Below are 13499 nucleotides of genomic sequence, written 5' to 3' on the forward strand. Positions count from 1 at the left end.
CGGCGTCCTGCCGGGTTACCCACGGATTCAAGCCTGCGTTCGGCCAGCGTGGTTTAACGGGGCGCCTGAGATCAAAAGCAGATCAAGATCAAGATCAAGAGCGACTCGCTTCGCATCGTGGTTACGGTGGGTGCTACGCAGTTGTGTAGATACCTATGCCCCGATAGCGGTGGGTCAGTGCCAGTTATATCAACTGACAGACTGCTATCGGGGGCAAGCCCCCTCCCACAGGGGATTTGTGCCGACTCTTTACTTCTGTGCCCCATCATCATGCTGCAAATTCGCCTGGGTAATATTCGCCCCCGCCGGCACGCTGCGGGTCAGCCATACATTGCCGCCGATGGTCGAACCCTTGCCGATGGTAATCCGCCCAAGGATCGTGGCGCCGGCGTAGATCACCACGTCATCCTCAACGATAGGATGGCGCGGATGGCCTTTTTGCAGCTGCCCATCCTCATCCGCCGGGAAGCGCTTGGCGCCCAGCGTCACGGCCTGGTAGATGCGCACCCGCTCACCAATGATCGCCGTCTCGCCAATCACCACACCGGTGCCGTGGTCGATAAAGAAACTCGGGCCGATCTGCGCGCCGGGGTGGATATCGATACCGGTAGCCGAGTGGGCGATTTCCGCACTGATGCGCGCCAGCAGCGGCAAGCCGGCGCGGTACAGGTGGTGGGCCAGGCGGTGGTGAATCACCGCCAGGATGCCCGGGTAGCACAGCAGCACCTCATCCACGCTGCGCGCGGCCGGGTCACCGTGGTAGGCGGCCAGTACGTCGGTGTCCAGCAGGCTGCGCAACGCCGGCAATGCCAGGGCGAAATCCTGGATCAGGCGAATGGCATCGGCGTCGATCTGGCCGTCATCCCGGCCACCCTGACGCGCGGCGTAGCGCAGCTCCAGGCGGGCCTGGGCAAGCAACGCGTTGAGGGCGACGTCGAGGGTATGCCCGACGTAGAAGTCTTCACTTTCTTCGCGCAGGTCCACCGGGCCCAGGCGCATCGGGAACAGTGCGCCGCACAGTGCTTCGAGAATCTGCGCCACGGCCTCGCGCGACGGTAATTCGCGACCACCGTGTTCGCCGCTCAAGCGACCGTTGCGCGTTCGCCACTGGTCCCGGGCGCTGCGCAGCTGGCTGACGATGGTCTGCAATTGCCAATGGCTGGAACGCTCACTCACGGTATTCACTCCTGACGAAATGGCCATCACTTTACGGTATGCACCCAGGCAACCCTTAAGAACCAATGGTATGAGGCCAAGAACCATCCGACATAAGCGATTGGCCGTTGCCCGATGAAAAGTGCCTGCCTATAGTCGTCCAATTACTCAGCCACCGTGCGTAGCCATGATCAAACAACAGCTTGACCGCTTTAACCGCCTGGACCTGTTGGGCGGCGCCACCGCCCTGGAAAAACTCGAGCGGCTGTCGACCTGGTTGGGCAGGGACATCTACGTCAAGCGCGATGACACCACCCCGCTGGCCATGGGTGGCAACAAATTGCGCAAACTTGAATACCTGGCCGCCGATGCCCTCGCCCAGGGCGCCGACACGCTGGTCACCGCCGGCGCTATCCAGTCCAACCATGTGCGCCAGACCGCCGCGCTGGCCGCCAGGCTCGGCCTGGGCTGCGTCGCCCTGCTGGAAAATCCTACCGGCACCGACGACCCCAACTACCTGGGTAACGGTAACCGTCTGTTGCTCGAGCTGTTCGACGCCAAGGTTGAGCTGGTCGAGAACCTCGATAATGTCGACGACCAGCTCAACGCCCTCGCCGACCGCCTGCGCAGCAACGGCAAGAAGCCCTACCTGGTACCTATCGGCGGCTCGAATGCCCTCGGCGCGCTGGGTTATGTGCGTGCAGGCCTGGAGCTGGCGGCGCAGATCGAAGACAGCGGCCTCGACTTTGCAGCGGTGGTATTGGCCTCGGGCAGCGCCGGTACCCATAGCGGCCTGGCGCTGGCGCTGAGCGAAGCGCTGCCGAACCTGCCGGTGATTGGCGTCACCGTGTCGCGCACCGACGAAGCCCAGCGCCCGAAAGTACAGGGCCTGGCCGAGCGCACCGCCGAGCTGCTTGGCGTGGAGGTGCCCGAGGCATTCAAGGTGATCCTGTGGGACGAATACTTCGGCCCGCGTTATGGCGAACCGAACGCGGGCACGTTGTCGGCAATCAAACTTTTGGCCAGCCAGGAAGGTCTGTTGCTCGACCCGGTCTATACCGGCAAGGCCATGGCAGGCTTGCTGGACGGCATCGGGCGTCAGCGGTTCGGGGACGGGCCGATTATTTTCCTGCATACGGGCGGGGCCCCGGCGCTGTTTGCCTATGACTCAGTATTCAGCTGAATAAACGCGGACTGAATGTGGGAGGGGGCTTGCCCCCGATAGCGGTGGGTCAGTCAGCTAATCTGTAGCTGAACCACTGCCATCGGGGGCAAGCCCCCTCCCACACTTGACCTCTTTCATATTCGAAATATGAATATGAAGTTGTTTTTTTATTATTTTCAAGTCTTAAAAACCCGCTTTATCATCGCGCCGAAGGCGAAGACGCGCACCGCGCTTTAAGGCAGGATACGGCTACTGCGTCACCGGCTTCGCTCACCATAAAAAACCATAGGGGCTCTTCATGACTATTTCTGTATTGCGTCGCACATTGCTGCTCGGCACATTGGGCCTGGCGCTTGGCGCAGGCATGCTCGGCCAGGCGGTTGCCGGCGAGCAACTGGGCGCCATCAAGAAAGCCGGCGAGATCAAGATCGGCCTGGAAGGCACCTACCCACCGTTCAGCTTCGTCGATGAAAGCGGCAAGCTCAGCGGCTTCGAGGTGGAGCTGTCCGAGGCGCTGGCCAAAGAATTGGGCGTCAAGGTCAAGCTGCAGGCCACCCCATGGGACGGCATCCTCGCCGCCCTGGAATCCAAGCGCCTGGACGCGGTGGTCAACCAGGTGACCATCTCCGAAGAGCGCAAGAAAAAGTACGATTTCTCCAAGCCTTACACCGTGTCCGGGATTCAGGCGCTGGTGCTGAAGAAAAACGTCGACGCGATCAAGACCGCCAACGACCTGGCCGGCAAGAAAGTCGGCGTAGGCCTGGGCACCAACTACGAACAATGGCTCAAGGACAACCAGCCTAAAGCCATCATCAAGACCTACAACGACGACCCGACCAAGTTCCAGGACCTGCGCATCGGCCGCATCGACGCCATCCTGATCGACCGCCTGGCCGCTCTGGAATACGCCAAGAAAGCCCCGGATACCGCCGCGGCAGGCGACGCCTTCTCTCGCCAGGAATCGGGTATTGCCCTGCGCAAGGGCGAGCCTGAATTGCTGGACGCGGTGAACAAGGCGCTCGACAAGCTGCGCGCCGACGGCACTTTGAAGACGCTGTCCGAGAAATACTTCAACGCTGACGTCACTCAATAATGGAAGCAGGTTTGCAACTCGCGCTGGACTCCGCGCCCTTTCTGCTCAAGGGCGCGTATTACACGGTAATCCTCAGCCTGGGCGGGATGTTCTTCGGTCTGCTGCTGGGCTTCGGCTTGGCCTTGATGCGCCTGTCGCGCTTCAAGCTGCTGAGTTGGACGGCGCGGGTCTACGTGTCGTTCTTTCGCGGCACGCCCCTGCTGGTGCAATTGTTCCTGATCTACTACGGCTTGCCGCAAGTGGGCATCGAGCTGGACCCGATTCCGGCCGCCATGATCGGCTTTTCGCTGAACATGGCCGCCTACGCCTGTGAAATCCTGCGGGCCGCCATCGCGTCCATCGAGCGTGGCCAGTGGGAAGCCGCCGCGAGTATCGGCATGACCCGTGCGCAAACATTGCGCCGGGCCATCCTGCCGCAGGCGATGCGCACCGCACTGCCGCCGCTGGGCAACAGTTTTATTTCACTGGTCAAGGACACGGCGCTGGCCGCCACCATCCAGGTGCCCGAGCTGTTCCGGCAGGCCCAACTGGTCTCGGCGCGCACCTTCGAAATTTTCACCATGTATCTGTCCGCAGCCCTGATCTACTGGATCCTGGCGAGCATCCTGGCGCATCTGCAAAATCGTCTGGAAGACCGGGTCAACCGGCATGACCTGGAGTCTTGAAGCATGATCGTGGTTGAAAAACTGACCAAACAATTCAACGGTCAGGTGGTGCTCAACGGCATCGACCTTGAGGTCAAGGCCGGCGAAGTCGTAGCCATCATCGGCCCCAGCGGCTCCGGCAAGACCACCTTCCTGCGTTGCCTGAATTTTCTCGAAGAACCCACCAGCGGCCGTATCAAGGTGGGTGATATCGAGATCGACAGCAACAAGCCGCTCAACCAGCAACAGGGCCTGGTGCGACGTCTGCGCCAGCATGTGGGTTTTGTATTCCAGAACTTCAACCTGTTCCCCCACCGCACCGCACTCGAAAACGTCATCGAAGGCCCGATCGTGGTCAAGAAAATGCCCCGCGACGCGGCGACCGAACTGGGTCGCAGGCTGTTGGCCAAGGTTGGCCTGGCGGGCAAGGAAGCGGCTTATCCACGGCGACTGTCCGGGGGTCAGCAACAGCGTGTGGCGATCGCTCGGGCCCTGGCCATGGAGCCTGAGGTGATTCTGTTCGACGAACCCACCTCGGCCCTCGACCCGGAACTGGTCGGTGAAGTGCTGGCGACCATCCGCAGCCTGGCCGAAGAAAACCGCACCATGGTAATCGTCACCCACGAGATGAGCTTTGCCCGGGATGTCGCCAACCGCGTGATCTTTTTCGACAAGGGCGTGATCGTCGAACAGGGTGAAGCCAAGGCGCTGTTCGCCAACCCCAAAGAAGAGCGCACCCGGCAGTTCCTGAGCAAATTTCTCGCCCACTGACGCCCCCTCTGTAGGAGCGAGCTTGCTCGCGAAAAACGCCCAGGCAACTCGGTCAATCTGATTCACCGCGTTATCGTTAACGTTCTTCGCGAGCAAGCTCGCTCCTACAGTGGGTTACCCTCTCATCGCGTAAAAACCCCCGTCATAAGCGCCTTTAAATCCCTCGCTCCGTCAGACCCTTCTGAATATCGCCAAACCCGCCGTTTAGCCTTTTGCCTCCATTGACCCTCCTCCAGCAACCCTCTTATCTAGCGTCCAGAGGATTGGATCCTATCCCGGCTACTCACTGAATCGTTCTTTCGGCCCCTTTGCGCACCCGCGCCCAAGGCCCGGAACGATTGCTGCTGGCTGCATCAAGGAGATCACTTATGACGCACACTACTATCCCGGCCATGCTGACCGCACCCACCCTGCCCCAGGCCGTTCGAAACGGCATCAGTGCCCACGCGGCCGCGCAACTGCAGGTCGACATCGCCCCTTACCCCGGCATGGAGGAAGGCGACCTGATCGAGCTGTTCTGGAACAACTGCTTTGCCGCTTCACGCCGGGTGACGGCCGGCAAAATCGGCACACCGACCCACCTGCGGGTGCCGGAAAGCTTTGTACAGGATGGCCCGGCCCGGGTTCACTACCAAATCATGCAGATCGGGCACGGCCCGGCGCGCTCGGCCACTACCCAGGTACGGGTCAAGACCAACTACCCGGGCGGGCAGCCGTCGAACCTGTACAGCGACGAAAACCAGAACCTGGCCCCCGTCAGCCTGCCCGAGACCATCCGCCGCCACGGCGTCAACAGTCGCCAGGTGCAACGCGGTATTCCGCTGTCCATCGAGCCTTACGCGAACATGGCCAGCGGCGACGCCATCACCCTGCGCTGGGGTGACGTACGCATGGATCTGCCGAAAATCCAGGCCGGGAGCGTCGGCATGCCCGTTCAGGTGTGGGTGCCTTCGACGGTCATTATCGAAGGCGGTGACGACTGCCGCCTGGAGGTGACGTACTGCATCCTGGATCGCGTCGGCAACAATTCGCGCTGGGCGCCGGCCCGTACCTTGCGCATCGCCGCCTGGGTTCCCACGAGCTCGGACAGGGCCGAGGCCACGTATCGACCTCGTCCTTTCGGCTCCCCCTGCGAACCGGGGTGACGACCCTTCTATGCATATTCCTAAAAGTTAGTTTATTTAAAAAATAAACACGCTTAGGGTATATGCACCGGACCACCGGACATTCCTGAATTTTCTGTTTTCATTTCATTGAATGCGAGGTCGGTATGGTCAGAATTACCCCGGTGCATAACGCCAGGGCATTACGTGCAGCCAAGGAGCGGCGCTGATGTCTAACTTGGCTCTAACACCCCCCCAGAGTGATCTGGACGCAGCGCCGCTGTTGTTGCCGGCCACCGTGCTGCGCAACGACGCCCAGGCGCTGAGCGCCGCCCATGAGCTGGCTGACGCCGCGCGCCTGCAAGCCGCCAGGCGCGACCAGCAACGCCAATTGCCATGGGCGCAGATCGAACAGTTCACCCGCAGCGGGTTGGGCAGCATTTCCATTCCCCGCGAATACGGCGGTCCGCAGGTTTCGTTCGTGACCCTGGCCGAGGTCTTCGCCATCATCAGCGCGGCCGACCCGGCTCTCGGGCAAATCCCGCAGAACCATTTCGGCATCCTGCACCTGCTGCAAAGCACCGCCAGCGAGCGCCAGAAAAAGCACCTGTTCCAGAGCGTGCTCGAGGGTTGGCGCATCGGCAATGGCGGCCCGGAACGCGGCACGAAAAATACCCTGGAGCTCAAGGCGCGCATCACCGCCGAGGGCGACGGGTATGTGGTCAGCGGCCAGAAGTTCTACTCCACCGGCGCACTGTTCGCCCATTGGGTGGCCATCAAGGCCCTCAACGATGACGGCAAGCAAGTCATGGCGTTTGTGCGCCGTGGCAGCGAGGGGCTGCGCATCGTCGATGACTGGTCGGGATTTGGCCAACGCACCACCGCCAGCGGCACCGTACTGCTTGACCGGGTACCGGTGGACGCAGAGTGGGTGGTGGACAACTGGCGCCTGGGCGAAAGCCCGAATATCCAGGGCGCCGTCTCCCAACTGATCCAGGCCGCCATCGACGCCGGCATCGCCCAGGGCGCCCTCGAGGACACCATCGCTTTTGTGCGTGAACGTTCACGTCCCTGGATCGACGCCAAGGTCGAACGGGCCAGCGACGACCTGTATGTCATCGCCGATATCGGCAAATTGAAGATCGAGCTGCATGCCGCGCAGGCACTGCTGCGCAAGGCCGGCCAGGTACTGGATCAGGTCAGCGCCGCACCGATCACCGCGCAGTCCGCCGCCCGCGCGTCTATCGCAGTCGCCGAGGCCAAGGTGCTCACTACCGAAGTGTCATTGCTGGTCAGCGAAAAGCTCTTCGAGTTGGCCGGCAGCCGCGCCACCCTCGCCGAATTCAACCTTGACCGGCACTGGCGCAATGCGCGGGTCCACACGCTGCATGACCCGGTGCGCTGGAAGTATCACGCCATCGGTGCCTACCGCTTGAACGGCACGTTGCCGGCTCGACATTCCTGGATCTGACCGCCCAGAACACTTTTTCCACGAGCTTCTGGAGAACACATGACGCTTTCCCATCACGTCGCGGTCATTACCAGCGATGAACAAGCCCTTATTGTCGCCAGCGACCTGGCCGAAGACCTGCGCCGCGACAGCGCCCAGCGCGACCGCGAACGTCGTCTGCCGTTGCCCGAGCTGGACGTGTTTTCCCGCTCCGGCCTGTGGGGCATCAGCGTGCCCAAGGCCTATGGCGGTGCCGGTGTGTCCAACGTCACCCTGGCCAAGGTCATTGCGCTGATTGCCCAGGCCGACGCCTCCCTGGGCCAGATCCCGCAAAACCATTTCTATGCCCTTGAAGTGCTGCGGGTCAACGGCAGCCCCGAACAGCAGCAGCGCCTGTACGCCGACGTGCTGGCCGGCCAGCGCTTTGGCAACGCCCTGGCGGAACTGGGCACCAAGACCGCCCATGATCGCGTGACCCGCCTCAGCCGCGACGGCGAGGGTTTTCGCATCAGCGGGCGCAAGTTCTACGCCACCGGCGCGATCTACGCGCAACGCATCCCCACCTCGGTGGTGGACGAAAACGGTGTCCAGCAACTGGCCTTCGTGCCTCGCGACAGCGCCGGCCTGACGGTGATCGACGACTGGAGCGGCTTCGGCCAGCGCACCACCGGCAGCGGTTCGGTGGTGTTCGACAAAGTGTGGGTGGATGCCCGGGACGTGGTGCCGTTCCAGAGCGCCTTCGAACGCCCGACCACCGTCGGCCCCCTGGCGCAGATTCTGCACGCCGCCATCGACACCGGCATCGCCCGCGCCGCCTTCGAAGATGCGCTGCATTTTGTGCGCACCAAGACCCGTCCCTGGATCGACTCAGGCAGCGACAAGGCCACCGATGACCCGTTGACGCTGAAAAGCTTCGGCCACCTGAGCATTCGCCTGCACGCCGCCGAAGCGTTGCTCGAGCGCTCGGGCGAATTCCTCGATCGCGCCCAGGCCGACAGCACGGCCCAGACCGTCGCGGCCGCCTCCATCGCCGTCGCCGAAGTGCGCGCCTTGAGCACCGAAATATCCCTCGCCGCCGGCAGCACGCTGTTCGAACTGGCCGGCAGCCAGGCGACCCTGGCCGAGCACGGCCTGGACCGCCACTGGCGCAACGCGCGGGTTCACACCCTGCACGACCCGGTGCGCTGGAAATATCACGCCGTGGGCAATTACTACCTCAACGCCGAAAACCCGCCGCTGCGGGGGACGATCTGATGAGCAAGAAAAAAATCCTGCTCAATGCCTTCAACATGAACTGCATCGGGCATATCAACCACGGCTTGTGGACCCATCCACGGGACACGTCCACCCAGTACAAGACCCTCGAATACTGGACCGACCTGGCGCAAACCCTCGAGCGCGGGCTGTTCGACGGCTTGTTCATCGCCGATATCGTCGGCGTGTATGACGTGTACCAGCAGTCCATCGACGTGCCGCTCAAAGAATCGATCCAGTTGCCGGTCAACGACCCGCTCCTGCTGGTCTCGGCCATGGCGGCGGTCACCCGCAACCTTGGCTTCGGCCTCACCGCCAACCTGACCTACGAGCCGCCCTATCTGTTCGCCCGGCGCATGTCCACCCTCGACCACCTGAGCCGTGGCCGCGTGGGCTGGAACATCGTCACCGGCTACCTCGACAGCGCCGCCAAGGCCATGGGCCTGAACGAACAAGTCGAGCATGACCGCCGCTACGACCAGGCCGATGAATACCTGCAGGTGCTGTACAAACTCTGGGAAGGCAGCTGGGAAGATGACGCGGTGGTCAACGATCCCCAGGCGCGGGTGTATGCGCAACCGGGCAAGGTGCACAAGGTCGAGCATCACGGCGAGTTCTACCAAGTGGAGGGTTATCACCTGTGCGAGCCCTCGCCGCAGCGCACGCCGGTGCTGTTCCAGGCCGGCAGTTCGGAGCGCGGCCTGCAGTTCGCCGGGCGTCATGCCGAGTGCGTGTTCATCAGCGGGCAGAACAAGGCCTCGACCAGAATCCAGGTGGACAAGGTGCGTGCCAGCGCGGTGGCGGCCGGGCGTAATCCGGATGACATCAAAGTGTTCATGGGCCTCAACGTGATCGTCGGCGCGACCGAAGAACTGGCCTGGGCCAAGCACGCCGAGTACCTCAGCTATGCCAGCGCCGAGGCCGGCGTGGCGCACTTTGCGGCGTCCACGGCGATCGATTTTTCCGAGTACGAGCTGGACGAGCCGATCCAGTACGTGAAGAGCAATGCGATCCAATCGGCCACCAAAAACCTGCAGAACAACGACTGGACCCGGCGCAAATTGCTCGAGCAGCACGCATTGGGCGGGCGCTATATCACGCTGGTTGGGTCGCCTGAGCAGGTCGCCGATGAGCTGGAATCGTGGATCAGCGAAACGGGCCTGGATGGCTTCAACCTGACGCGCATCGTGACGCCGGAAAGCTATGTGGATTTCATCGATCTTGTAGTGCCGGAGCTGCAAAAGCGCGGGTCGTACAAAACCGAATATGAGCAGGGCACGCTGCGCGAAAAAGTCTTCCACGGCACTGCTCGCTTACCCGAACAACACACCGGCTCTACCTACCGACACTAACCCCTGTAGGAGCGAGCTTGCTCGCGAAGACCGTTAACGATAACGCGGTGCATCTGGTTTACCGATGCGTCCTCAAGTTTTTCGCGAGCAAGCTCGCTCCTACAATTGGAAACTCATATGAAAAAAATAGTGCTCTCCCTGGCCTTCGGACTGTTCAGCACGGCCGTATTCGCCGTCGATGCGCCGCTGAAAGTCGGCACCACCGCCGCCTTCGCCATTCCCCTGGAAGCCGCCGTGGAAGAAGCCGGCAAACAAGGCCTGAAAGTGGAACTGGTGGAATTCACCGACTGGATCGCCCCCAACGTCAGCCTCGCTGCCGGCGATATCGACGTGAACTACTTCCAGCACATTCCCTTCCTGGAAAACGCCAAGGCTGCCGCCGGGTTTGACCTGGTGCCTTATGCGCCGGGCATCATCAACAACGTCGGGCTGTATTCGAAAAAGTACAAAAGCTTCAACGACCTGCCCGAAGGCGCCAGCGTGGCCATTGCCAACGACCCGATCAACAGCGGGCGCGGCCTGCAGCTGCTGGCCAAGGCCGGGCTGATCAGCCTCAAGCCGGGCGTGGGCTACAAGGCCACCGAAGAAGACATCGTCAGCAATCCGAAGAAAATCAAGATTCTGCAAGTGGAAGCCGTGCAGTTGGTGCGCGCCTATGACGACGCCGACCTGGTGCAGGGCTACCCCGCGTACATCCGCCTGTCCAAGACCTTCGATGCGGAATCGGCGTTGCTGTTCGACGGTCTGGACCACCCGGAATACGTGATCCAGTTCGTGATCCAGCCCAAGAGCAAGACCGACCCACGGGTGATCAAGTTCGTCGACATCTACCAGCACTCGCCGGTGGTACGCGCCGCCCTGGATAAATCCCTCGGCAAGCTTTACCAAGTCGGCTGGGAAGCTAAAAAATGACCGCCGCCAATGCCCGACTGCGCGACCTGGGCACACCGCCCAGGGACACCCGGCAGACCGAACTGCATGCGGATCTGAACCGTGCCCACGTGCGCTTCATCAACCTGGGTAAAACCTATGACGGCACGGTGCATGCTTTGCACGGCATCGACCTGGCGATCCAGCGTGGCGAAGTGTTCGGCATCATTGGCCGCAGCGGCGCCGGCAAGTCGTCGCTGATTCGCACCATCAATCGCCTGGAACAACCCAGCAGCGGGCGCGTGCTGATCGATCAGGTGGATATCGGCGGCTTCGATGAAGACCACCTCGTCGCGTTGCGCCGGCGCATCGGCATGATCTTCCAGCACTTCAACCTGATGTCGGCCAAGACCGTGTGGCAGAACGTCGAATTGCCGCTCAGAGTCGCCGGGGTGCCCAAGCCGCAGCGTGAACAAAAGGTGCGTGAGCTGCTGGAACTGGTGGGTTTGCAGGACAAGCACAAGGCGTATCCGGCGCAGCTTTCCGGGGGGCAGAAACAGCGCGTGGGCATCGCCCGTTCGCTGGTGCACGACCCCGAGATCCTGCTCTGCGACGAGGCCACCTCGGCGCTGGACCCGGAGACCACCCAATCGATCCTCGGCCTGCTGCGCGAGATCAACCAGCGCCTGGGCCTGACCATCGTGTTGATCACCCATGAGATGGCGGTAATCCGCGACATCTGCGACCGCGTGGTGGTGCTGGAACACGGGCGCATCGTCGAGCAGGGCCCGGTGTGGCAAGTGTTCGGCAATCCGCAGCACGACGTCAGCCAAACCCTGCTCGCCCCCTTGCAACACGGCTTGCCGGCCGAACTGCAAAACCGTCTGCACCCCACTCCCACGTCCGCCGACGCCGCCGTGGTGCTGCGCTTGCAGTTCACCGGCAGCGACGCCGATGAGCCGGACCTTGCCGCACTGTTCAAGGCCCTCGGCGGCCGCGTGCGGTTGCTGCAAGGCGGGGTGGAACGCATCCAGGGGCATGCCCTGGGGCAATTACTGCTGGCGGTGAATGGATCGCCGCACAGCGCCGAAGAACTGCGCAACCGCGCCGCGAACTGGGCGCAACGGGTGGAGGTGCTGGGCCATGTGGTTTGATCGTTTAGTGCAGGGCGCCATCGACACCCTGTTGATGGTGGGTGTGTCGTCGTTGATCGCCCTGCTGGTGGGGATTCCGCTGGCCGTGTTTCTGGTCACCAGCGACAAGGGCGGCATCTACCAGGCACCGACGCTGAATCGGGTGCTGGGCGCCTTCGTCAACCTGTTCCGCTCCATTCCCTTCCTGATCCTGATGGTGGCGCTGATCCCGTTTACCCGCTTGATCGTGGGCACCACCTATGGCGTGTGGGCGGCGGTGGTTCCGCTGACGATCGCCGCCACGCCGTTCTTTGCGCGCATCGCCGAAGTCAGCCTGCGCGAAGTCGACCATGGCCTGATCGAAGCGGCGCAGGCCATGGGGTGCCGGCGCTGGCACATCATCTGGCACGTGCTGTTGCCGGAAGCGCTGCCGGGCATCGTCGGCGGGTTCACCATCACCCTGGTGACCATGATCAACTCATCGGCCATGGCCGGTGCGATTGGCGCCGGTGGCTTGGGCGACATTGCGTACCGCTATGGCTACCAGCGTTTTGACACGCAGATCATGCTGACGGTGATTGTGCTGTTGGTGGTGCTGGTGGCGGTGATTCAACTGGGCGGGGATCGATTGGCGCGGGTACTGAACAAGCGGTGAGGTATAGTCAGGGAATCCAAGCGTCCGGTATTGCCTGTCATGACCCTCAAGCCCGAAGACCTCAACCAGATCACCGCCACCACCCTCGGCCATTACAACCACGTGGCCGAGGACTTCCGTGAAGGCACCCGCGATCATGATGTCAGCCAGAACATCGATGCGCTGCTGCGGCATCTCCAGGGCACGGCGCCGTTTACCGTGCTGGATTTCGGCTGCGGGCCGGGGCGCGATTTGCAGACGTTTACACGCATGGGGCATATCGCCGTGGGGCTCGACGGTTCCGAGCGCTTTGCGCAGATGGCGCGCGAAGACAGTGGTTGTGAGGTGTTGCAGCAGGACTTCCTGAGACTGGACCTGCCTGCCGAGCGCTTTGACGGGATCTTCGCCAATGCGGTGCTGTTTCACATACCCAAGCAGGAATTGCCACGGGTGCTCCAGCAACTGCACGGCGCGTTGAAACCCGGTGGGGTGCTGTTCAGCTCCAATCCTCGGGGTGACAACCGGGAAGGTTGGAACGGGCCGCGGTATGGGTCTTATCACGATCTGGAGGCATGGCGAGGGTTGCTGACTGAGGCCGGGTTTGAAGAGCTGGAGCATTATTACCGACCTGCGGGTTTGCCGAGGGAGCAGCAGCCTTGGTTGGCCAGTGTGTGGCGTCGGGTTTAAGTGATTTATTGCCTGGGCTAATGCTATCGGGGGCAAGCCCCCTCCCACAGGAGAACGCATTCCAAATGTGGGAGGGGGCTTGCCCCCGATGGCAGCCTCGGGGCCGACCAGGATGTTGGATCAGACCGAGTACATATCCGTTTCTGCGGTAACGGCTGCTAATGGTTCCGCTTTTACAGCGGCTCACT

At 62.2% G+C, this 13499-nt stretch carries 13 protein-coding genes; 12 read left to right on the forward strand and 1 reads right to left on the reverse strand.

What is annotated here, in order from left to right:
• Window positions 1–249: 249 nt before the first annotated feature.
• The gene (gene epsC, locus BFP93_RS15795; protein WP_065893798.1) at window positions 250–1176 is read right to left on the reverse strand and encodes a serine O-acetyltransferase EpsC; all 927 of its coding nucleotides are present in this window, start codon (window positions 1174–1176) and stop codon (window positions 250–252) included.
• A gap of 166 nt (window positions 1177–1342) precedes the next feature.
• Here epsC and BFP93_RS15800 point away from each other — a divergent pair, with 166 nt between their 5' ends.
• From BFP93_RS15800 to BFP93_RS15855, 12 genes are all read left to right on the forward strand, one after another.
• Window positions 1343–2338 carry a D-cysteine desulfhydrase gene (locus BFP93_RS15800; protein WP_065893799.1) on the forward strand — a complete coding sequence of 332 codons (996 nt, stop codon included), beginning with the start codon at window positions 1343–1345 and terminating at the stop codon, window positions 2336–2338.
• A 280-nt stretch (window positions 2339–2618) separates the two neighbouring features.
• Window positions 2619–3413 (forward strand): cystine ABC transporter substrate-binding protein, encoded by a 795-nt coding sequence (gene tcyJ, locus BFP93_RS15805; protein WP_065884653.1) that lies wholly within the window; start codon window positions 2619–2621, stop codon window positions 3411–3413.
• On the forward strand, window positions 3413–4078 hold the full coding sequence (gene tcyL, locus BFP93_RS15810) for a cystine ABC transporter permease (protein WP_032878420.1): 666 nt from the start codon (window positions 3413–3415) through the stop codon (window positions 4076–4078). Before tcyJ ends, tcyL begins: the two co-directional genes overlap by 1 nt.
• A 3-nt stretch (window positions 4079–4081) precedes the next feature.
• On the forward strand, window positions 4082–4828 hold the full coding sequence (gene tcyN, locus BFP93_RS15815; RefSeq protein ID WP_065893800.1) for an L-cystine ABC transporter ATP-binding protein TcyN: 747 nt from the start codon (window positions 4082–4084) through the stop codon (window positions 4826–4828).
• Window positions 4829–5196: 368 nt separating this feature from the next.
• Window positions 5197–5973, forward strand: coding sequence for a hypothetical protein (locus BFP93_RS15820; protein ID WP_065893801.1), 777 nt, complete (start codon window positions 5197–5199; stop codon window positions 5971–5973).
• Between the two features lie 187 nt (window positions 5974–6160).
• Window positions 6161–7402, forward strand: a complete 1242-nt coding sequence (locus BFP93_RS15825) for an SfnB family sulfur acquisition oxidoreductase (protein WP_065893802.1) — start codon at window positions 6161–6163, stop codon at window positions 7400–7402.
• A gap of 39 nt (window positions 7403–7441) precedes the next feature.
• Window positions 7442–8635, forward strand: coding sequence for an SfnB family sulfur acquisition oxidoreductase (locus tag BFP93_RS15830; RefSeq protein WP_065893803.1), 1194 nt, complete (start codon window positions 7442–7444; stop codon window positions 8633–8635).
• On the forward strand, window positions 8635–9987 hold the full coding sequence (locus BFP93_RS15835; RefSeq protein WP_065893804.1) for an LLM class flavin-dependent oxidoreductase: 1353 nt from the start codon (window positions 8635–8637) through the stop codon (window positions 9985–9987). The genes BFP93_RS15830 and BFP93_RS15835 overlap by 1 nt, the downstream gene beginning before the upstream one ends.
• A gap of 117 nt (window positions 9988–10104) precedes the next feature.
• Window positions 10105–10899, forward strand: a complete 795-nt coding sequence (locus BFP93_RS15840) for a MetQ/NlpA family ABC transporter substrate-binding protein (RefSeq protein ID WP_065893805.1) — start codon at window positions 10105–10107, stop codon at window positions 10897–10899.
• Window positions 10896–12011: a methionine ABC transporter ATP-binding protein gene (locus tag BFP93_RS15845; protein WP_065893806.1), complete on the forward strand. Its 1116-nt coding sequence runs from the start codon at window positions 10896–10898 to the stop codon at window positions 12009–12011. Before BFP93_RS15840 ends, BFP93_RS15845 begins: the two co-directional genes overlap by 4 nt.
• The gene (locus BFP93_RS15850) at window positions 12001–12645 is read left to right on the forward strand and encodes a methionine ABC transporter permease (RefSeq protein ID WP_065893807.1); all 645 of its coding nucleotides are present in this window, start codon (window positions 12001–12003) and stop codon (window positions 12643–12645) included. Before BFP93_RS15845 ends, BFP93_RS15850 begins: the two co-directional genes overlap by 11 nt.
• Window positions 12646–12684: 39 nt before the next feature.
• A complete protein-coding gene (locus tag BFP93_RS15855) occupies window positions 12685–13311 on the forward strand; it encodes a class I SAM-dependent methyltransferase (protein WP_065893808.1) in 627 nt (208 codons plus the stop codon).
• The last annotated feature ends 188 nt before the right edge of the window (window positions 13312–13499 follow it).

The sequence above is a fragment of the Pseudomonas sp. 44 R 15 genome (assembly GCF_900004965.1).
GTDB classification, from domain to species: Bacteria; Pseudomonadota; Gammaproteobacteria; order Pseudomonadales; family Pseudomonadaceae; genus Aquipseudomonas; species Aquipseudomonas orientalis_A.

What these genes read in the sequence shown, in the direction of transcription:
- BFP93_RS15835 (WP_065893804.1), top strand. Translation starts at nt 8,635, where the DNA reads ATGAGCAAGAAAAAAATCCTGCTCAATGCCTTCAACATGAACTGCATC.
- BFP93_RS15855 (WP_065893808.1), top strand. Translation starts at nt 12,685, where the DNA reads ATGACCCTCAAGCCCGAAGACCTCAACCAGATCACCGCCACCACCCTC.
- BFP93_RS15830 (WP_065893803.1), top strand. Translation starts at nt 7,442, where the DNA reads ATGACGCTTTCCCATCACGTCGCGGTCATTACCAGCGATGAACAAGCC.
- BFP93_RS15825 (WP_065893802.1), top strand. Translation starts at nt 6,161, where the DNA reads ATGTCTAACTTGGCTCTAACACCCCCCCAGAGTGATCTGGACGCAGCG.
- tcyL (WP_032878420.1), top strand. Translation starts at nt 3,413, where the DNA reads ATGGAAGCAGGTTTGCAACTCGCGCTGGACTCCGCGCCCTTTCTGCTC.
- tcyN (WP_065893800.1), top strand. Translation starts at nt 4,082, where the DNA reads ATGATCGTGGTTGAAAAACTGACCAAACAATTCAACGGTCAGGTGGTG.
- tcyJ (WP_065884653.1), top strand. Translation starts at nt 2,619, where the DNA reads ATGACTATTTCTGTATTGCGTCGCACATTGCTGCTCGGCACATTGGGC.
- BFP93_RS15845 (WP_065893806.1), top strand. Translation starts at nt 10,896, where the DNA reads ATGACCGCCGCCAATGCCCGACTGCGCGACCTGGGCACACCGCCCAGG.
- BFP93_RS15850 (WP_065893807.1), top strand. Translation starts at nt 12,001, where the DNA reads ATGTGGTTTGATCGTTTAGTGCAGGGCGCCATCGACACCCTGTTGATG.
- BFP93_RS15840 (WP_065893805.1), top strand. Translation starts at nt 10,105, where the DNA reads ATGAAAAAAATAGTGCTCTCCCTGGCCTTCGGACTGTTCAGCACGGCC.
- BFP93_RS15820 (WP_065893801.1), top strand. Translation starts at nt 5,197, where the DNA reads ATGACGCACACTACTATCCCGGCCATGCTGACCGCACCCACCCTGCCC.
- BFP93_RS15800 (WP_065893799.1), top strand. Translation starts at nt 1,343, where the DNA reads ATGATCAAACAACAGCTTGACCGCTTTAACCGCCTGGACCTGTTGGGC.